The following is an 18,891-nucleotide window of genomic DNA, read 5'->3' as shown; positions in this document are numbered from 1 at the left end:
CGTTATTTAGAGGTAGAAACTAGATCTATTCTGCACAATTGGGTCAGTTTGAGCGGAATAGGTCTAAAAAGTAGCGCTAAGGCTGGCGGATATGGCTTAAATGGGTACGCTCAGCGGCACGCTAACGGAATAGATCTAGAAACTAGATCTATTCTGCACAATTGGGTCAGTTTGAGCGGAATAGGTCTAAAAAGTAGCGCTAAGGCTGGCGGATATGGCCTAAATGGGTACGCTCAGCGGCACACTAACGGAATAGATCTAGAAACTAGATCTATTTTCTGTTCAAACTACGCAAAGAAAGCAAGGTTGCCGATTTTTTTATCGCTTTGACTTCGATTCATCCGTCGTATCTGAATCAGTGAGCGGAGTAAACAATAACTACCTCAGCCTGCGCAGCGCTTCAAAATCCGGAAACACGACCAGGTTCTCCAAATAAGCCGATACCCGGCTGCCCGGACGCCTCATGCGGTTGAGTGCCGCGATCATATCCTGCCCCGAACCGATGCCGATACCATGCCCGAAATACAGATTGTCGTCAAGCACGATGACATTCTCGCCCTGCCACTCCGGCGTTTCCCGGTCATGATCGGGATTTTTGAAATAGAGTACATCGCCCGGATAAACTTCATATTTGTTATGAGTCGTAATCAGACGGAGATCGCGGTCATATTGCCAATCCCTCAGAAACAGGTTTTGAAAATACCGGTTAAACACGGCGGTCCCAACCGTATCCAGAACGGCCTTGTACAGCATAATGATGATGGCCACTGCGCACTCGAAGGCGTACATCTCCCCATTCACGTAAATATCGTTAATGCCCACGGACGGAGGCACCCCGGGCCTTAGCTGAAATCCCCCGTTTTCCGTGCGAATCCAATACTGTTCATTGCATCTCGAGGTCGCAAAGGTAGCGAAGCTCACCCCGCTTGCATACATCGCCTTTGCGGCTTCTACAATATGCAGACGCATCTTCAGCTCGAATTCGAGCGCGTCCGCCGAAGGAAATCGATAAACGACGGGACTTCTCTGCTTATCTCGCAAAATCTTTCTTTCCAGCTCTGTCAGGATCAACGGATTAAGCTGAAAATTCGTATTGCCCGCAACAAGGATCACCTGCGTCTCCTCCAATTGTTCGAATCTCTGATGGGTTATTGTACGTGTAAAAACTTTTTTTGGTGAGTAGTGATCCAAAAGAAAACAATCATCGTGTATTCCATGCTAAAAAAATAAGAAGGTCCGAAACTGGTTTCGGACCTTCTTATTTTTACGATTGCCACATTCTCAGCCGCACTTATCTTTACTGAAAGATTCAATTCTTTAAAGGCAGCCCGACACGGGCGAGTGTTCCACGCCCTACCTCGCTCGATATATGAATATCGCCGCCAAAATGGTCCACAAGCTTCTTCACCATAAACAAGCCAATGCCTTGTCCGCTTTTGTCCACGTTCATTTTCTCATATTTGCGATAGAGATTTTCCTGCTGCTCCAGGCTCATCCCGACGCCCTGATCTTCGATTTCGATCCTCAGCATGCCGTCGGAGCAATCCGCTTGGAAACGCACTTGACTGTCCTCATAGCTGTATTTCACTGCGTTTGACAGCAAATTGGAAATAATTAGCCGCAGACCGGTAGCATTGCTGTTCATGGTCTCTTGGCCGGACAGATTAACGCAATAATTCAACTGTATATTTTGCGTCCGCGCCTTCGTTTCCATCATCGCAACGACCTCTTGAAGAATGGGCAGAGGAGGGATCTCGCTGGTCTGCCACAGCGCTTCCGACGACAGCATTTGCTCCGTATTCAAAATATGAGCGATTTCGTTGTCGATGACCGCTACGTAATCCGCGATGTCCGACAGCTTCTTGACCGCGCCGGCATTGAGCTGAAGCGACTCCGTCTCATTCAATAGCATGGAGGCATACGCTTTGATGACCGTTAACGGGTTTCGAACTTCATGCGAAATGACCTGGACAAAATCGAGCTTCTTCTTATACAAATCCATTTCGTCTTGAATTTTCGTATGCTCGGAAAGCGATGGGAAAATAACGGTATTTCCCGTTCGATTGTACAGGCTGGAGCGTGTAAGCTGCTTATCGGTCATGATGTACTCATGCGATTCCATCAGCCTTAAGTGGAGGCTTGCGCTTAATTTGATGCTTGAAAACGCACACACGGCTAAGACCCCTAATCGGTTAGCCGCATCGTCACACTCGCATTCATAAGCCGTCAATTCCTCGTCTATTATAGAATCGTCCTTCCAATCCACGTGTCCCCAAGCCCGTATAGGGATTCCGCTGTCCAGCAGGGGCTTCAATAAGTCGGTGAATTTCTGCAACACCTTTCTCGCCGTGAAAATTTCACTGACCATATAAAACTCACTGCTATTCATGTATTTAATGTTAGGAATAGAATGGCCGTAGCCCAATTCTTTAAGCTTATCCATCACGATTCCGGACCGGTCCTTATTATCCACATAAAGAATATGCTGACCCAGCTGGAGGCCCGACTGAATGAAAGCGACCGCATTTTCAATATAGAAATCAAGCTGATCGTATGTATAAAGAATATGAGCTCCGCTTGTTACGTTTATATGTTCCGTTAACGGAAATGAGCTGGGAATCATGACGTATACCTCCAATAACCCTATTCATTATATACTTTATAAAGATACCATTATTATATTCGTTATTATCCTTCATTCCCCTTCAATAAGCAGGTTAAAAGCACTAAAAAAGCTGACTCTTATCTTCTAAGATGTCAGCTTTAACGGAAATATTTTATATATTTTCACATTAAAAGTTAAATCGTTTCTGCCTGCCGGGCTTCCAGCAAACCCGCTTCCACCAAGCCGTTGCGTATGCCCTGCTCATCGACATGCGTCGTTACGTAATCCGCAAACGGCAATAGCTCGGGATGCGAATTGCCCATAGCGACTCCGAAGCCGACCGCTTCAAGCATCTCCTTGTCATTCAAGCCGTCGCCGAAGGCCACCGCATCCGCCGGCTCAAGCCCCAGCTTCTCAAGCAGCGCCTCAATCCCTTGCGCCTTCGAACCGCCTGCCGGAAGCACGTCGATCGCCTGCGGATGCCAGCGAATGAACTTCAGCTCCGAATAAAGCCCATCATACAAATGCTCATCATGGTTTTCGCAATGCAGAAACACCTGGTAGATGCCGTCCGATTTCCAAAACTCCGGATTATAGCCCGGCAGATCCACCTTTAACGAATTAACCGAATCTATAATGAACGGGTGATCCTCTTTATCCGCGAAAAACGCATGCTCGCCCTCGAACACAAGACCATGGTTATGCTCGGCCGCTTTCTTCACCAACGCTTCCAGGCTGCTCTTCCCGATCTCGCGCTTATATAGCGGCGTTCCTTTGTAAACGACATAAGCGCCATTCATGCAAACGAACGAATCAATACCGAGCCGCTCCGCCAGCGGTTTTATGAAATAAGGCGCCCTGCCTGTCGCGATAACCGGCTCGATGCCCCGCTCCTTCAGCTCGGCGACCGCTTTGACCGTATCCTCCGGTATTTCCTTATGTTCGTTGATTAGCGTCCCGTCGATATCAAAAAATACGATTTTGTAGCTCATTCTATCCTCTCCTATCCGTTTTCGCAGACGTATGCCGCCTGTCCGTTTACTCTAAGTATAATGAAACGCTGCGGGAAAGGGAACCTGCCTTTGAATATTGTCGAAAGGTAGAAGAAATATACTAAGTTCCTGTCGATGAGAAATATAAAGCGAAAATTTCTTTGGAAGGAAATCAATAGCCGCTTGACCCCTCCGGCTTCATCCTGTATATTGAAAGCAATCAGTTAAATAAGCACGGCTTACGATGGAAGCACCCGTAAGAGTAGGCGTATGACGCCTATCTTGCAGGTGCTTTTTTTTTCGTTGTACGCCGAAATTTAAGGAGGTCTCGCCAACCATGCGCATCATCCATAAGCTAACCGTCTCATTGTTAATCCTGCTGCTTACTTTGATCAGCCCTATTGCCGCAAGCGCCGCTTCTTTCGAATTTACCGTAACCGCCAAAACCGCCTTCGATAAAATGAAAGCGGCAGCGAATCAAGCAACGGCTTCCAAGTTAACGACGCAGTACGCGGAGCTGCAAGCTGTGCAGAAGAAAGCGATCGAATGGGATACGAAAATTGACGAGCTGCATTACCGCAATGAAGAGGCTATCCTCGGCACCCGCCAACGAATCAAGGAAATCGACGCCGCAAAGCTGAGCAGGCTGGAGTCAGACGTCGTTCAGGCCAAGAAGAAATACGAGCCGCTGTTCGATCTCTACGATTCGCTCAGGCAGCAGCTGAGCCTGGCCAAGTCATATAAGAACAAATGGCTTGTCAGCGTGCTTAATCCGCAAGTTGAAACGGCAAAAGCCGCAGTCCAGCTGGCCAAGCTGGATATCCGCGGCAAGGAGGCGGCGCTTAAGACGGCTAAAGCCGCCGCGGCAAAGGCGATGAAGAAGCTTCGGGATCAGTTGACGGGCATCGATAAGATCAAGATTAAGATCAAAGCGGCGAAAAGCTCCATTAGCAGCACGAATAAGCATTTCAGGACCGAGACGTCTATCCTGAACCAAGTCGTAAGAAAAGGAAATTCGACCGCTGCGCTAAGCTCCTTTGCCAGGCTGCTCTCCTTCATGAAGCAAATCAACGAACAGAAGCAAAAAATGTACGCCTATGAGCAGCAGATTATGGACGTTATCGCAAAGGTAGATGCGCAGCTGGGCATGAAATGAATCAAACGACGACCGTTTACCGGGTAAAATGCCGGAGCCGATCGTCGTCCGCTATCTTTATTCACCAGGGAGAAACACCTCTACCGTCGTCCCGTCGCCTATCTTGCTCGCAATAACCATACGGCCGTTATGCGCGGTTATGATTTTATTAACCATCATCATACCTAAACCATTGGCATCGGGCCTTGTGGAAATAAATGGATCTCCGATCCTTTGCAATACCTCTTCGGTCATGCCCACGCCATTATCGGTGAAGCGAATGCGCTGATAGGAGTCAACAAAGTCGGTAACGATATCGACGCTCCCGCCAAACGGCAGTGCTTCCAGCGCATTTTTCAAAATATTCAAAAATACCTGCTTGATCTGATTGGAATCACAGTAAATCATCAGCTCTTGACCTAGCTCGACATTCATCGTAATGCCATTCATCTCGAATTGAAGCTCAAAAATAGATACCACCTCTTGGAGTAACGCTCGGCATGACTCCTTTTTAAACTGCTCGGCTTGCGGTCTTCCTAAAATCAAAAACTCGCTTACAATCGCATTGATTCGTTCAAGCTCCGACATCATTAAGCTATAGTGCGTCGGATTAATCGCTTTGCTTGATAATTGAAGCATGCCCTGCACGGTAGTCATCGGATTACGGATTTCATGCGCAATGTTTACAGCCAATTGACCGGCAAACACAAGCTTCTCCGTATTTCGAAGCAGCTCCTCCGCCGTTTTCATATCGGTCATATCGCGCAGGCTGCCCGCCACTCGTATAAGACGATGATCTCCATCATAAATCGGCACGACATCCAGCATATATGTGCGCGGCGATTCATTCAGCCAAAGGGTTAATTCCTCTCCGATACAGGCTTCATGATGAATAATGGCTTCTTCAAAATAGGTTCCGATCCTGTTAATGGCAAATACGCTGGATCCGATGCAACGTTCTCTATGCTGGTCATCCGTGAACAGCATAGCTTTACCATTTTCGTTCATTTCCATAATCCTGCCGTGCGCATCCGTAACGATAACCCCGTAGTACTTCGTTTCAAGAAGAACCTGGTTCAAAATATGCAGATGCGTATTCTGTCTGCGCAGGAGAAGCTCTCTCTCAATGGAATCGACGATCGTGCACAAGAGGGCTAGCCAATGGGAATGAGCAAACTCGGCGGCAGTCATGATCGATAGAGTTCCGAGTATGGGCCCGTTATCCTCCGAATGGAAAGGAGCCGTATAACAAGCCAGTCGATGCAAAGACTTATGATAATGATCGTCTCCGAGCAGCTGTACGGGCCGCCTGTACCTTAAACACAAATCAACGGCATTCGTGCCAAGCTCTTCATTCATCTGAAGTCCTTCTGCAAGACCTAGCTGACGTACAGTCTCGATAATCGTTGAATCGCCTTTAAACTCCAATATGTAACCCTCATTATCATTAATGGCTACAAAAAAGGGATCCCCCGAAATGGCGGATAAAAATTTATTCACGAAATAAGTAATGACCTCAATCACTTCTTTGTATTGGCTGCGCCGCGCAGTCAACTCTTCCGCTGAATATCGTTTATTAAATACCGGAAGTGCATGAGGATCAAGGCCAAGCCGTCGACATCGTTCGTTTGTTTCTATAATGATATGGTTATCCGTCATTTAAGTGTACCAACAAACCTTTCTGTAAAGCTAGCATCCCTTATATTCACACTTAATTCTACTTTAACGCCACACATTCCTTCCCAAATTTATTAAAAATTATTTATCATACCCAAACCCTCGAGGGATTCAACCAAAACCCTCAAGGGCTTTCGAACCCTCCCAAACCCTTCCTTCCAAGGGAGGGCCCCAAGGGTTGCACCCTCTGGACACCCGCAATTGGACTAACGTTAATGCAGGAGAGGCGGTTGTGAGCTTCTTTAGGGTAGTGCTCGCTTTCGTCCCTGCGGGACACGCTTCCCTTTTAAGCGCCTGTGCAACCTGTTCCTGAGTAACGTTGGCGGCGCAGAGGCGCTTTTTGCGAGTGGCAGGCGGAGTGCTCGCTTTCGTATATCTAATTTTTGACCGCTGCGATCATGAGAAAAATGGGACGGCGGGTTTCGTCTCGCATTTCGGAATACTTGGCCAGCATTTCTTGCGTCGGTTGAGGTTCGGAAAGCTTCATAATGCTGAATCCGGCATCAATTAACGCATTAACATAGGAGGCGACCGTTCGATAGTCTGAGAAGTCTACACCCACCACCGACCGGGCCTTAAGCAGCTAAATTCTCGATTCCCGTAGATATTCTTCCGTCACCGCCATGGCTTCTTCCTGAGACTCAACACCAAAATCCTCTTTCATTGTACAGACAATGTCCATTATCTGGTGATAATCTACTCTTGCTTGTATGAAACGATCCATCACATAGGCTATCGTTTCATGATTAACCTGAAGACGATTTTCCCTTCTCTTGGCTACATCCAGCATAATTATTCATAAACCTCCACAAGTACCGAATAAAAACCACTGTTACAGTATATAGGGAAAAAATTGAAAAGTTTGTCCAATCATGTCTACAGAAAATTCTCTTTTTCCAGCTCGAAAATAGGAAAAAAGACGGATGATATAGTTAAAAAGAATAAACCCTACTATAATATTAAGAGTGATAGTCAGATCGAAAACAGTTATGATAGAATTATCGCTCTTGAGAGTGAATGAGCAAAGATCATAGAAGAGTACTGGGGATACGACATGCAAATCGGATTTTTTGATTCGGGGATCGGCGGGCTTACCGTTCTGACAGAGGCGCTCCGCAGGCTGCCCGACAAAGATTTTCTATATATGGCGGATACGCTTCATGTGCCTTATGGCACGAAGACGAAGGAAGACGTGAAAAAGTATATTTTCGAAACGGTCGGTACTATGATGAATGAGGGCATCGATGCGCTGGTTGTGGCGTGTAATACGGCGACAAGCATTGCCATTGCAGAGCTAAGAGAAAGGTATTCCCTTCCGATCGTTGGGATGGAGCCGGCTGTTAAGCCAGCGGTAGAAATGAATTTCGCAACGGGAAAAAGAGTACTCGTATTCGCGACGCCTTTAACGCTGCAGCTGCCGAAATATTATGCGCTAATCTCGCGCGTGGATGAGAAAGGCATCGTGGATTCGCTCCCTCTGCCGGAGCTCGTCCATTACTGCGAGGCTTTGCAATTCGACAGACGGATCATGAGGGAATACTTCCTTAATAAGCTATCGGGCTATAACCTTGAGCATTACGGAATTATCGTTCTGGGCTGTACCCATTACCCTTTCTATAAGGACATACTTCATGAAATCCTTCCTCCGCATATCGAGATTGTCGACGGCAACGCCGGTACAGTGAAAAGGTTATCCGCGCTGGTGAACCGGTATGGCATTTCGGAAGGACCTGGAAAAGGCAATGTTCGGTTTATGTGCACCAGCAATGATCCCTCCTATATCGACAAAATGCATACGGCGCTCGCTCTGTTGCGGGAGAGGAAACCAGTCTAACACTTTATTCGTGTTGGACTGGTTTTTGTTGTGGATCAGATAAACGGTCGCTCGCACCACTCGAGCGGCGGTTTCACTCTTCCCTGAGGCTCTGCTTCAGATCCTCCACAAGGTCCTCGCCGTCCTCGATCCCGACGGAAATACGCAGGAGACCGTCCGTAATGCCAAGCTGCTCGCGGCGTTCACGCGGAATGGAAGCATGCGTCATTTTGGCGGGAACCGAAATAAGACTCTCCACAGCGCCCAGGCTTTCCGCCAGCGTAAAGTATTTCAGCCTCTTGATGACCTCTGATGCTTTCGCGCCGCTGCCTACATCGAAGGAGATCATACCGCCAAAGCCGCGCGCCTGCCGCTTCGCAAGCTCATGCTGGGGATGGCTTGCCAGCCCCGGGTAATAAATACGGCGGACCGCGGGATGTCCAGACAAATACGCAACGATCGCCCGCGCATTTTCCTCATGGGCTTCCATTCGCAAGCCGAGCGTCTTTAAGCCGCGCATGATAAGCCACGAATCCTGCGGACCGAGAACGGCGCCCGTTGCATTTTGCACAAAATGCAGCTCTTCGCCAAGCCGTTCGTCGCTCACGACGGCAAGGCCGGCCACTACATCGCTATGTCCTCCAATGTACTTCGTTGCCGAATGCAAAACGATATCCGCCCCGAGCGCAATCGGCGTCTGCCAATAAGGCGTGTTGAACGTATTGTCAACGATAAACAGCAGCTGTCTCGCCTTCGCCCAGCTCGAAACGACCGCAAGGTCCGTCACTTTGAGCAGAGGATTTGTAGGCGTTTCCACGAATAAAGCCTTTGTATGGGGGCGAACCGCTCCTTCGATTTCTTCTATACTCGTCGTATCCGCGAACGTTGCTTCAATCCCAAGACGGGCAAGCACCTTGGTTATGATTCGATACGTCCCGCCATAAACGTCGTCCGTCAATATGATATGGTCGCCCGAGTTCAATAAGGACAACACAGCATGCGTTGCTGCCATGCCTGAGCTGAAGGCAAACCCTCTCGCCCCTTCCTCCAAATCCGCGATGTACGTTTCCAGCGCATGACGCGTCGGATTTCCCGTGCGCGAATATTCATAGCCCTTATGCACGCCGATATCGTCCTGCTTGTAAGTGCTGACTTGATAGATCGGAACGCTGACCGCCCCTGTGTGCGGGTCGAAGGGAATGCCGCCGTGAATGAGCTTGGTTTTCCGCTTCATATCATTCGCCTCCGCCGTAAATCTGTTTGCTCAAGTACCGCTCGCTGCTGTCCGGGAAAATCGTGACGATCCGGCTGCCTGGCGCGGCAATCTCGGCTTCAAGCAGAGCGGCGTGCAGCGCAGCGCCCGATGAGCTTCCGGCCAGCAGCCCTTCGAGCCGTGCCAGCTCCGCCACTCGCCGAAAGGCATCCTCATCCTTAATCGTATGAATTGCATCAAAATAATTCGGATCCATGAACGGGGCCAGCTTCTCCACGCCGATACCCTCCGTCCGATGCGATCCCGCTGCGCCGCCGCCAAGGATGGAGCCCTCCGGTTCGACGACAACGGTCTTCACGGCCTGATTCCGCTCTTTCAAGAAACGGGCCGTACCCATAAACGTACCGCCTGAGCCCGCTCCGGCAACAAAAACGTCCACTTTTCCGTTTAACTCCTGCCATAGCTCAGGGCCCAGCGTTTTGTAATACGTCTCGGGATTAGCCGCATTCGAGAATTGGCGGGGTGAATAGGCGCCTGGTATTTCGCCTGCCAGCTCTTCCGCCTTGAGGATTGCGCCTAGCATTCCATCCTCAGACGGCGTATTGACAATTTTGGCGCCCAGCGCCCGCATCAGCTGCTGCTTCTCGATGCTGAATTTGTCCGGCACGACGAAGATCGTCGATATGCCGCGTCCGATTGCCGCCAAGGCCAGCCCAATGCCGGTGTTGCCGGCCGTTGCTTCAATGAGCGTGCCGCCAGCCTGCAGCTCGCCGTTTGCCATTGCAACTTGCAGCAATTCCATGCCAAGCCGATCCTTTACGCTTCCCCCCGGATTGGCCAGCTCCAGCTTCGCATACAGCCTGACGCCGGCAGGCAGCGCGAAGCGCGTCAGCTCTACCAGGGGCGTATGGCCAATAAGGCTTTGAACCGTGCGGTATACAGCCATCTGCGCTCCTCCTTAGGTGGATTCTTTTCTAGCGTGCATCAACCAGACATACCGGTTAAGCTGCTCAAAGGAGACTGCGAGGCCATGGGTCTTGCATATCCTTTCCAGCACATTATTCGTTGTAAAATATTCATTTTGCAAATCATGAAGCAGCTTCATATGGCCTGCCTGCTCGGCATCGGTCTCGATTTGTTTCCGGGCCTCTTCATCCTGAAAGGACGTATCTGCAAAAATAATTTGTCCGTTCTCAACAAGCAGCGTGCTGTAAAGAGCGATTGCCTGCTCCTTCTCTGCATCGGTCAAATGATGAAAGGCATAGGTGCTCACGATCGTATCCACTTGGTCCGGTATTAGCGGGAACTGAAGAAAGTCTCCCTCCAGAAGTTCAGCCTCTAAACCCCGCTTTTCGAATTGCTTCCGCATCCCTGTCGACGGCTCCACCGCATACACCCTGCTGCACCGCCGGAGGAGCTTCTCCGTCAAATTACCTGTACCGGCGCCAAACTCCAACGCAGTTCCGTTGGATCGCTCCGCCACCGCCTCGAGAATAGCATCATAACTTTGAAATGCTTCCTTGTACTCCTCGTCATGCCCCCATACCGTAAGGTCATAATGATCCGCCCAATGGTCGAATAGCTCGATAAATTCTCTCCCCATCGCTTCGTCCATCCCTTCAAAAAGGATTAATTCCCACTATTTTCATGGAAATAAGCATGTATATCTTCAGCATATGGAAATTGGTCAAAATAGTTCTAACGAACGCGATGTCCAATAAAGTTTTTATTGAAAATCCGAGGGCGAGCGTCCCGTGCTGCGTTTAAAGATCCGGTGAAAATAAGAGACATCGTTGTAGCCCAAATAATCGGCAATTTCGCAAATCGTCAGCTGGGACTCCGTCAGCATGTATATGGCGGTTTTCACCCGCTGATTGTGCACGTATTCGCTAATCGTCTGATTCGTTACCGTTTTGAACAAGGTTGCCGCATAATTGGGAGTCGTCTTGATGACGTCGCCGAGCTCCTCCTTGGTCACTTTGGCCCGGTAATGCGTCGCAATATACTGCTTCATGCTGTCCACGCGCCGATGCTTCTCAGCTGGAATATGGCCCCGGTCCAACTCCTGGTTGAAATAAATCAAAACCTCCGTCAACAGCGCCTCCGCCATCATTTCAAAATAAGAAGGGCGCTCCTTCCATTGATTCTGAATGGCCCGCAAGCGCTCGTGAATAACCTCGTAGCAGCCAAGCTTCTGCCTGATGGGCTCCTGCAGCCGTAAAATCGGCAGAGCCGCTTCCCCTGCCGGTTTGCGAAAGTTGACGACATATTTCGTATGGACGACCGTCGGAATGCTTTTCCCATAATAAGAAACGTTGTCCGGAACGAGCAGCAAATCCCCTTTTTCCAAAATAAGCTTCTCCTGATTCACCCAATACACGCACTTCCCGTATGTAACCAATGCGAGGTGAAAGGAGCGCCGCTCTCCCATTCCCTCCTCATACCCATCCGCTCCGTTATCCTGATGCACACCGGTAATTGCCAGCATATTTTTCGCCCCTCACGAATGTACTATAATACATTCATTGTACTATAGTTCTTAATCTATTTGGAGCTTCCACGCTACAATGGAAAAAACGAGGAGGCCTGCAACATGCTAAAAACAAAAATCATTTGTACAATGGGACCCGCTTGCGACTCCGTTCCGACTCTCAAGGAAATGATCCAAGCTGGCATGACCGTTGGCAGACTGAATATGGCTCACGGCGAATTAGAGGATCACGTCAAGCGGATGGAAAATATACGGCAGGCGGCGCGCGAGCTGAATACGTTCGTGCCGATTATGATGGATATTAAAGGGCCCGAGGTGCGAATCGGCAAGCTGAAGGAAACATCCTGCGAGCTGGTCATCGGCGAAGAGCTCATTCTGACAACCGACGATGTGCTGGGCGATGCGACTCGCCTGCCCGTCAACTATACGGAGCTGCCGCTTGTGGTTAAGCCGGGCGATCGGATTCTGATTGATGACGGACTTGTAGACCTTACCGTAACGGCCATTAATGAAAATGACATTCACTGCACGATCATTAGCGGCGGAACCTTAAAGCCAAGAAAGGGCGTCAACCTGCCGGGCATCAAAACGACACTGCCGGGCGTAACGGAGCGCGACGTCCTGCATATTCACTTCGGACTTAAGCATAACGTTGAGATCATCGCGGCTTCTTTCGTCAGAAAAGCCGAGGATATTTTGGAAATTCGCCATATTCTTGAGGAAGCAAATGCCGGGCATGTACAAATCATCTCCAAGATTGAGAACGAAGAAGGCATGATCAACCTGGATGCCATCATCGAGGCATCGGACGGCATTATGGTTGCTCGCGGGGATTTGGGCGTAGAGGTGCCGATCGAGGACGTGCCTATGATGCAGCGCGAAATGATCAACAAATGCAATCTGGTCGGAAAACCGGTCATTGTCGCGACGCATATGCTTGAATCGATGCAGGTGAATCCGCGCCCGACAAGAGCTGAGGTAAGCGACGTGGCGAATGCCGTTCTGCAGGGGGCTGACGTGGTCATGCTTTCGGGCGAGACGGCTGCCGGCAAATATCCGGTGCAATCCGTACGGACAATGGCTTCCATCGCTAACAAAGCGGAATCGATGATCGACTACAAGGAGCAGTTCGCAAAGAAAAGAGCGCAGCAAAGCACGAATGTTACAGAGGTCATCAGCCAAGGCGTCGTAAGCTCCTCTCTCGAGCTTAATGCGAAGGCGATACTGACCTCGACGGAAAGCGGCTTTACGGCGCGCATGGTGTCCAAGTACCGGCCCGAGGCGCCGATTATCGCCGTTACCCAGCATGACCATGTTTTGCCGAAAATCTGTCTGCTATCCGGCGTCTTCCCCGTTAAGGGCGATGCTGTGAAGACTACGGACGAAATGTTTGAATCGGCCACGCGCAACGCAGCCGCGACGGGGCTTATCGGCCCGGGAGACACCATCATTCTATCCGCAGGCGTGCCAATCGGCCAAGCCGGAGCAACGAACCTGATCAAGGTAGCGCAGGTTTAATAAAGTTTTTACCGTAGGAGCTTTTCGATATCCCTTGGGATGCTCCACCGCGTCGCCGCCGATAAGCTTAATCAGTTGCTCGGCAGCGAGGGCGCCCCATTTGCGCTTGGAATAATCAATCGTAGACAGGATCCTTTCGTATGGATGATCATGTCTTCCTTCAACCGGAGGGCGAGATTCAGAATATCCCGCCTACACTGTGGCCAGACAAGTTCACAATGGAGAACTTCTAAAATCTGTTCGAGAATATGAATTTCGGAGTTTATTTGAAGAATACGCTGATTATTGTCTTCTTCTCTTTCATCGGCTTATTCCTGAATTCGATGGCCGTTAAACGGTTAGACCTATATAAGTGTCATGACTTATGCAGTTCGTCCCATTTGATGGAAGCTGTTTTATTTTCATAGAAGATGGATTTAAACAGTCACTCCTCGCTTACGAATTACTCCTGACTTAGTGACCAGTTTATTTAAGCATGGATTCTCACAATTACCAGTTAATTCAGTGAAGTACATATGTCCTGTAAATATTAAGACTTTGGGAATATATTCATATGAACGCGGTATTATTTTCTAAAACTTGACTCACAGTCAAAACTCATATACGCCAACAGGGCTGTCCTCAAAGTCATTTTCTCATGACTCTGGCGACAGCCCCGCTTATTTTCAAACATCTCTTTAATCAGCAAAATCCTCTGGCTTATTCTTTTTTGGCAAGTCGCATCAGCAGCGTTACGCCTTCAACGATTAAACCGGCAACGAAGCCCGCCGCAACGGCCTGCAGGAAAACCAGAAAGCTGATCAGGTCCTCCCAGCCGGTCACATCACGGGAGTACAGCGCCATCAGAATAAGGCCGATGAAGAGCCCTATATTCGAAAATAACCACAGACGCCGCGCCCCCAGCCATCCGGTAAAGCTGAACAAAAAGGATAAAATAACCGCAAGCATCATAAACCGAAAAGCATGCGCGCCGGTAAACGGCTGGCCTAACGCGACAAACCGAATCAACCACAATAATAAGCTGACGAGCAACGACGATACTCCAGCGAACATCCACCACTGCCCGCTTCTTGCGGCAGGAATCCAGCGCATTCGTTTGCGGCCCCCCTTCACTTTAAAGCCTTCCTCATTAGTGAACTACCCCTGCTTAGCTACGCTTGAAGTAGGGGCTTCCTGGTCAATATCTCTACAGAGACAAGTTTCCCCAGGCTCAAAAGGTGGAACCCACCTCTGCCTTTGCGGCCTAACCCGCTAGTTTAACGAGATTTTGAGCAGCATTCACGTCTCGGTCATGATGTGTGCCGCAAACAGGGCAGCACCATTCACGAACCTTGAGGTTTTTAACTTCTGCGTTTTTATAACTGCAAGCGCTGCACAGTTGGCTGCTGGCATAGTGTGCGGGAGCGATAAGCAATTCTCTGCCGTACCATTCTGTTTTATACGTTAGCATCCGTCGAAACTCGGACCAGCTCGCTTCGCTAATCGCTTTGGCCAGTTTGTGATTTTGGAGCATAGAAAGGGATAATCTTTTTTGTAATATGCGGGCCCTTTGGGTTTTGGTTTAACGCCGTCCTCCTGAAAAGCTTGATAAGCGAGTTGACGATCATGAAGCATTTTGTTATACACGAAGCGGACACAACCAAAGGTTTTCGCAAAGAAAACCCTTTGTTCTTCATTGGGGTAAATGCGATATTTATAGGCTCGCAGCAAGTAAGTTAACCTCCTTTTTCAAGGATAAGTATACCATATTATACGAACATATGTTTGTTTTTTAACCAAAAAGATCAACCATTCATCCCCACCTTTCGCTAGCGCTAAGAAGATGGGGACTTCTGGCTTAAGATGTTAAACGTATAAAGCGCTTACTATGTTTCGATGACCGGAGCAAAATAGGCCTTATCGAGTTTTAGACCAGGTTTTTCCGACTTAAGTCCAGTCTATGCTTAGACTTCAATCCGTTTTCTTACTTTGGAAAATAATGTACACTCTACCTGTTGCCAAAACCAATCCAAAGGGTGTGCAAAATGAAAATAAAGAAGCGTTGGCCGAAGGTAGTCATGATCATTCTTTCCTGCTTCATCCTCATCTTAGCGATAGCCTTATTCATTCTATTACCCAAAAAAATATTCCGCGAGCCTACCGGCCCTTATCAGGTCGGAATGACTACACGTTACGTTGTCGACTCTGCGCGCAGCGAAACGCTTTCCGCCGACCCGGACGACCATAGAGAGCTTTTTCTTCAAATTTGGTACCCGGCGAGAGAAAATGATTTGTCCAGAGCAAGCTATGGCACGTATATGCCCGAAATGATAGCCCAAATCGCAAAGAATATGGAACTTCCGGCATTTCTGCTCCAGCATTTGAAATCGGTGAGGACCTATTCTGCCCTTGATGTAGAGCTTTCTGCTCAGGAACCCGCTTATCCCGTCATTTTATTTTCCCATGGCCTTGGTCTGTATGGATTTCAAAACACCTTCCAGATGGAAGAGCTGGCGTCGCATGGCTACATCGTAGTAGGGATACAGCATCCCTATCATTCCTTATTAACCGTCTTTCCAGACGGCCGCACCATAGCTGAGAAATCGTATGATATGGCGCAATTTGATTCGTTTATTGAAATGAACGAATTCGTCACGGATATATGGGTCAAGGATGCCGGCTCGATACTGGATTATTTGGAACGAATCAATCTCGGGGGCGAGGATGGAAGGTTTACCAATCGGATCGATCTGAAGCGAGTCGGGATGTTTGGCCATTCGATCGGCGGGGCCGCGTCCGCCCAAGCCCTCCTTCTTGAGCCGCGTATACAGGCAGCCGTCAATTTGGATGGGACCTTGACAGGTACGGGTGAAATTCCCGGTACAGGGTTCACGAAACCGTTTATGCAGCTGTCCGCTGCCGAATTCGATCTATCGCAAGCGGAGATTTCCGGTTCTGAGGCCGTGATCGGAGTGGAATCCGGCATTTCTCAAGAAGAGTATGACAAACACGCCGATTTTCTTCAGGTATTCGAAAACAATCAAAGGAATGCCTTTGTGAATGGCGGCTACCATATTTGGCTGAAGGGCGCCTCCCACTATACGTTTACCGACATCGCGCTCTATTCCCCCTTGGTGCCTTATGTCCTTAAGGACAAAATAGACACGAAGCTTGCCCATCGAACCATCAATGCGTACACGTTAGCTTTTTTCGATAAAAATTTACGCCAAATCGATTCCCCTCTGCTGAAGCCATCAGAATCGGATATCGTAAAGGTGACGGTCGGCATCGGGCGTGAAAGTAGAAACTGATTGCATACGTGCCTAGAGATCAGAAGGCTCCAACCGGTACTTGAACGGTTGCTTCGGGAAGCTTGAACCTGATATTTGCCGCCTTCATTTTCTCAATTAAAGCTTTGAATGCATCCAGCGCTATCCACTCATGGATGAGGATGATTTCGTTCGAACCTGTTAAACGCTGCGCTCCTTCTGCATACGGGATGTTCCCCTGCCCTATATCAAAGGTATCGTATGTATACGCAAAGGGATTTTCTGGATAGCCCAGCCCGCCCAATATTCTCTGAATAGCCGAAAAATGCCCGGTCTCCCTCTCGTCTTTCAAATAAGGAAATCGAAACGCTTTGAACGGTCTGGCAGCTGCCGCCTTCTCGTAAATCTTCTCTATCAGGCGTTCTGTCTTCTCTAGCTGCTCTCTTGCCTCGTTCAAGCTAATCTTGGAAAAATCGGTATAGGTATAACCGCGATTTGCGATCGCATGTCCATGTTTTATGGCATATATAGCTGCATCAACATGATCTTCCAGAGCTTCGCCCAGACAGAACCAAATCGACTGCATTCCATTTGCGTTCAAGAAATCAATTTTATGTAAAAAATGCTCGGCAGGACCTTCATCAATGATAAGACACGCCGTTTTTTGTACCGCTGACATAATAAGTAACCCCCATTATTCTAAACTGCCAAAACAAACCTTTATTAGTATACCTATTTTGCCGGGTGTTTGAAATCATTTTTCGGGAATATCAAATGAAATGAGGTTCCTACTCCAACATCGCTCTTAATATCGATTTTACCGTGCATCTTTTTAATAATGCTGAAGGAAACCATCGTTCCCAGCCCCGTCCCCTTTTCCTTCGTAGAGTAGTAAGGCGTTCCAAGTCTCTTGATTTGCTCAGTGGTCATGCCGCTCCCATTATCACGAATGACAATTACGACATCCTCATTCATTGTACTTGTCATAAGCTCCAGTATACCGCCGCCCTGCATGGCCTCTATGGCATTTTTGCCAATATTAATTAAAGCCTGGCGGAATTTATAGCGGTCTCCGACAACCATGAGCGAGCTGTCTTTCGATAGAACGACCTTAATCTCAATATTATTGTAATTCGCATAGGTCATAAGCACATTCGCTAAATATTGAACCTCATCATTCATATTGATGTTCTCAATCACTTCCGGGTCGGGCTTGGCAAGCGCGAGATAATCGGTAATGATGAGCTCGGCGCGATCCAGCTCCTCGAAGCAAATGGTTTTATAGTATTCCTTCTTTTCTTTATCTAAGGATTCCGTGCCAAATAACTGGATAAAGCCTCTCACCGTTGTAAGCGGATTGCGAATTTCATGCGCTACCGAAGCTGCCATGTCGCCAACCATCTTCATTTTTTCGCTTCTGATATACTCTTCCTGCATATGGATATATTTGTTCAAAAATTCAATCGCATATACGCATAACCCAATAATGACGGCTTGCAGCAGATAGGTTTGAAGCGTAGCCATCGGTCTATGGAGTAAAAGATAAAATTGATCAGTCAACGAGAGATAGATCGTAAATGTTAAAAGCTTAATAAGGACACATAAAGTGACCGCCGCTGCTATTTTTTGCGAAAGTTTAAACGAAGCATATTTTTTAAGAAAAAGGATGACGATGACGAGGCTGGGCAATAACGAAGCCATATAGGCCAAATCATTCGGGCTTCCCAACAAGTAACTATACAACATAAGAGTCAAATACAAAAAAATGGACACTTGCAGCCCCCCATATAAGGAGCCGAGCACAAGAGGAATGGAACGAAAATCATAAACTAATCCATTTAGATTGACAGGAAAGGACATAGTGGTTATAAGCGAAACCGCAAAGAGGAGATAGATAAAAATCCGGAACCATACGATTTTGTTTTTCGTTTTTTGAATATATGGATACATGAGCAGCGGGGAAAATATTATAAATATGTTCAATATAAAATCTTTGAAATAGCCCAGCATAAAAGTCCCCAGCCCTTCTTCAATGACAACGGTCTTAATCTCGGATGATCTTTCCATATTATCATAAAAAAGAAAAAAAGAGTGATCGTTTCTATACACTGGTACCCATAGACTGGACACTTTAAAAAAAGGTGTTCAGGCTATGGGTACCTTTTTGTATACTGAAGAAACAACGGAGGGGATTAGATT

General features: G+C 48.1%; 17 protein-coding genes and 3 pseudogenes. 5 read left to right on the top strand and 15 right to left on the bottom strand.

Annotated features, from left to right (window positions below):
* Positions 1-378 precede the first annotated feature (378 nt).
* The 3 genes from L1N85_RS24995 to L1N85_RS24985 form a co-directional block, all read right to left on the bottom strand.
* A complete protein-coding gene (locus L1N85_RS24995; protein ID WP_235241741.1) occupies positions 379-1,113 on the bottom strand; it encodes a protein-glutamine gamma-glutamyltransferase in 735 nt (244 codons plus the stop codon).
* A gap of 196 nt (positions 1,114-1,309) precedes the next feature.
* The gene (locus tag L1N85_RS24990) at positions 1,310-2,623 is read right to left on the bottom strand and encodes an ATP-binding protein (protein WP_235241740.1); all 1,314 of its coding nucleotides are present in this window, start codon (positions 2,621-2,623) and stop codon (positions 1,310-1,312) included.
* A gap of 176 nt (positions 2,624-2,799) precedes the next feature.
* On the bottom strand, positions 2,800-3,597 hold the full coding sequence (locus L1N85_RS24985; RefSeq protein ID WP_235241739.1) for a Cof-type HAD-IIB family hydrolase: 798 nt from the start codon (positions 3,595-3,597) through the stop codon (positions 2,800-2,802).
* 337 nt (positions 3,598-3,934) lie between these two features.
* Here L1N85_RS24985 and L1N85_RS24980 point away from each other — a divergent pair, with 337 nt between their 5' ends.
* Positions 3,935-4,753: a hypothetical protein gene (locus tag L1N85_RS24980; RefSeq protein WP_235241738.1), complete on the top strand. Its 819-nt coding sequence runs from the start codon at positions 3,935-3,937 to the stop codon at positions 4,751-4,753.
* 57 nt (positions 4,754-4,810) lie between these two features.
* Here L1N85_RS24980 and L1N85_RS24975 read toward each other — a convergent pair whose 3' ends face one another.
* Together L1N85_RS24975 and L1N85_RS24970 are read right to left on the bottom strand one after the other, a co-directional pair.
* Positions 4,811-6,391 carry an ATP-binding protein gene (locus L1N85_RS24975; RefSeq protein WP_235241737.1) on the bottom strand — a complete coding sequence of 527 codons (1,581 nt, stop codon included), beginning with the start codon at positions 6,389-6,391 and terminating at the stop codon, positions 4,811-4,813.
* Between the two features lie 601 nt (positions 6,392-6,992).
* Positions 6,993-7,199, bottom strand: coding sequence for a hypothetical protein (locus L1N85_RS24970; protein WP_235241736.1), 207 nt, complete (start codon positions 7,197-7,199; stop codon positions 6,993-6,995).
* Between the two features lie 264 nt (positions 7,200-7,463).
* Between L1N85_RS24970 and murI the strand changes: the two genes are divergently transcribed.
* Entirely contained in the window at positions 7,464-8,243 is a 780-nt protein-coding gene (gene murI / locus L1N85_RS24965) for a glutamate racemase (RefSeq protein ID WP_235241735.1), read from the top strand.
* 73 nt (positions 8,244-8,316) lie between these two features.
* On the opposite strand, the gene L1N85_RS24960 is transcribed toward murI, so the two are convergent.
* From L1N85_RS24960 to L1N85_RS24945, 4 genes are all read right to left on the bottom strand, one after another.
* The gene (locus tag L1N85_RS24960) at positions 8,317-9,456 is read right to left on the bottom strand and encodes a bifunctional cystathionine gamma-lyase/homocysteine desulfhydrase (protein WP_235241734.1); all 1,140 of its coding nucleotides are present in this window, start codon (positions 9,454-9,456) and stop codon (positions 8,317-8,319) included.
* A 1-nt stretch (position 9,457) separates the two neighbouring features.
* Positions 9,458-10,381 (bottom strand): PLP-dependent cysteine synthase family protein, encoded by a 924-nt coding sequence (locus L1N85_RS24955; RefSeq protein WP_235241733.1) that lies wholly within the window; start codon positions 10,379-10,381, stop codon positions 9,458-9,460.
* Positions 10,382-10,393: 12 nt separating this feature from the next.
* Positions 10,394-11,038 (bottom strand): class I SAM-dependent DNA methyltransferase, encoded by a 645-nt coding sequence (locus L1N85_RS24950; RefSeq protein WP_235241732.1) that lies wholly within the window; start codon positions 11,036-11,038, stop codon positions 10,394-10,396.
* A 123-nt stretch (positions 11,039-11,161) separates the two neighbouring features.
* Entirely contained in the window at positions 11,162-11,923 is a 762-nt protein-coding gene (locus L1N85_RS24945) for a helix-turn-helix domain-containing protein (RefSeq protein ID WP_235241731.1), read from the bottom strand.
* 105 nt (positions 11,924-12,028) lie between these two features.
* Here L1N85_RS24945 and pyk point away from each other — a divergent pair, with 105 nt between their 5' ends.
* Positions 12,029-13,444 (top strand): pyruvate kinase, encoded by a 1,416-nt coding sequence (gene pyk / locus L1N85_RS24940; protein ID WP_235241730.1) that lies wholly within the window; start codon positions 12,029-12,031, stop codon positions 13,442-13,444.
* On the opposite strand, the pseudogene L1N85_RS24935 reads toward pyk, so the two are convergent.
* Positions 13,379-13,573 (bottom strand): annotated as a pseudogene (locus tag L1N85_RS24935) (hypothetical protein); the annotation flags it as partial. The gene pyk and the pseudogene L1N85_RS24935 overlap by 66 nt on opposite strands.
* Before the next feature lie 3 nt (positions 13,574-13,576).
* Here L1N85_RS24935 and L1N85_RS24930 point away from each other — a divergent pair.
* A pseudogene (locus L1N85_RS24930) lies at positions 13,577-13,773 on the top strand (carbohydrate ABC transporter permease); the annotation flags it as partial.
* Positions 13,774-14,143: 370 nt separating this feature from the next.
* On the opposite strand, the gene L1N85_RS24925 reads toward L1N85_RS24930, so the two are convergent.
* The 3 genes and pseudogenes from L1N85_RS24925 to L1N85_RS24915 form a co-directional block, all read right to left on the bottom strand.
* Positions 14,144-14,557: a hypothetical protein gene (locus L1N85_RS24925; RefSeq protein ID WP_235241729.1), complete on the bottom strand. Its 414-nt coding sequence runs from the start codon at positions 14,555-14,557 to the stop codon at positions 14,144-14,146.
* Between the two features lie 130 nt (positions 14,558-14,687).
* Positions 14,688-14,960 (bottom strand): annotated as a pseudogene (locus L1N85_RS24920) (RNA-guided endonuclease TnpB family protein); the annotation flags it as partial.
* Complete coding sequence (locus L1N85_RS24915) at positions 14,888-15,154, bottom strand: helix-turn-helix domain-containing protein (RefSeq protein ID WP_235241728.1); 267 nt, start codon at positions 15,152-15,154, stop codon at positions 14,888-14,890. The pseudogene L1N85_RS24920 and the gene L1N85_RS24915, both read right to left, overlap by 73 nt.
* A 314-nt stretch (positions 15,155-15,468) precedes the next feature.
* On the opposite strand from L1N85_RS24915, the gene L1N85_RS24910 reads away from it, so the two are divergent.
* Positions 15,469-16,734 carry an alpha/beta hydrolase family protein gene (locus tag L1N85_RS24910; protein WP_235241727.1) on the top strand — a complete coding sequence of 422 codons (1,266 nt, stop codon included), beginning with the start codon at positions 15,469-15,471 and terminating at the stop codon, positions 16,732-16,734.
* A 19-nt stretch (positions 16,735-16,753) separates the two neighbouring features.
* On the opposite strand, the gene L1N85_RS24905 is transcribed toward L1N85_RS24910, so the two are convergent.
* Together L1N85_RS24905 and L1N85_RS24900 are read right to left on the bottom strand one after the other, a co-directional pair.
* Entirely contained in the window at positions 16,754-17,371 is a 618-nt protein-coding gene (locus tag L1N85_RS24905) for a polysaccharide deacetylase family protein (protein ID WP_235241726.1), read from the bottom strand.
* Between the two features lie 53 nt (positions 17,372-17,424).
* Positions 17,425-18,642: an ATP-binding protein gene (locus L1N85_RS24900; RefSeq protein WP_268818470.1), complete on the bottom strand. Its 1,218-nt coding sequence runs from the start codon at positions 18,640-18,642 to the stop codon at positions 17,425-17,427.
* Between the last annotated feature and the right edge of the window lie 249 nt (positions 18,643-18,891).

It is taken from the genome of Paenibacillus alkaliterrae (assembly GCF_021532375.1).
GTDB classification, from domain to species: domain Bacteria; phylum Bacillota; class Bacilli; order Paenibacillales; family Paenibacillaceae; genus Pristimantibacillus; species Pristimantibacillus alkaliterrae.
This window is presented reverse-complemented; position numbering and strand designations above follow the sequence as displayed.

Bases quoted from the DNA above. Each gene is read 5' to 3' on its own strand.
- L1N85_RS24990 (WP_235241740.1), bottom strand. From the start codon at position 2,623: ATGATTCCCAGCTCATTTCCGTTAACGGAACATATAAACGTAACAAGC.
- L1N85_RS24985 (WP_235241739.1), bottom strand. From the start codon at position 3,597: ATGAGCTACAAAATCGTATTTTTTGATATCGACGGGACGCTAATCAAC.
- L1N85_RS24980 (WP_235241738.1), top strand. From the start codon at position 3,935: ATGCGCATCATCCATAAGCTAACCGTCTCATTGTTAATCCTGCTGCTT.
- L1N85_RS24975 (WP_235241737.1), bottom strand. From the start codon at position 6,391: ATGACGGATAACCATATCATTATAGAAACAAACGAACGATGTCGACGG.
- L1N85_RS24970 (WP_235241736.1), bottom strand. From the start codon at position 7,199: ATGCTGGATGTAGCCAAGAGAAGGGAAAATCGTCTTCAGGTTAATCAT.
- murI (WP_235241735.1), top strand. From the start codon at position 7,464: ATGCAAATCGGATTTTTTGATTCGGGGATCGGCGGGCTTACCGTTCTG.
- L1N85_RS24960 (WP_235241734.1), bottom strand. From the start codon at position 9,456: ATGAAGCGGAAAACCAAGCTCATTCACGGCGGCATTCCCTTCGACCCG.
- L1N85_RS24955 (WP_235241733.1), bottom strand. From the start codon at position 10,381: ATGGCTGTATACCGCACGGTTCAAAGCCTTATTGGCCATACGCCCCTG.
- L1N85_RS24950 (WP_235241732.1), bottom strand. From the start codon at position 11,038: ATGGGGAGAGAATTTATCGAGCTATTCGACCATTGGGCGGATCATTAT.
- L1N85_RS24945 (WP_235241731.1), bottom strand. From the start codon at position 11,923: ATGCTGGCAATTACCGGTGTGCATCAGGATAACGGAGCGGATGGGTAT.
- pyk (WP_235241730.1), top strand. From the start codon at position 12,029: ATGCTAAAAACAAAAATCATTTGTACAATGGGACCCGCTTGCGACTCC.
- L1N85_RS24910 (WP_235241727.1), top strand. From the start codon at position 15,469: ATGAAAATAAAGAAGCGTTGGCCGAAGGTAGTCATGATCATTCTTTCC.
- L1N85_RS24905 (WP_235241726.1), bottom strand. From the start codon at position 17,371: ATGTCAGCGGTACAAAAAACGGCGTGTCTTATCATTGATGAAGGTCCT.
- L1N85_RS24900 (WP_268818470.1), bottom strand. From the start codon at position 18,642: ATGTATCCATATATTCAAAAAACGAAAAACAAAATCGTATGGTTCCGG.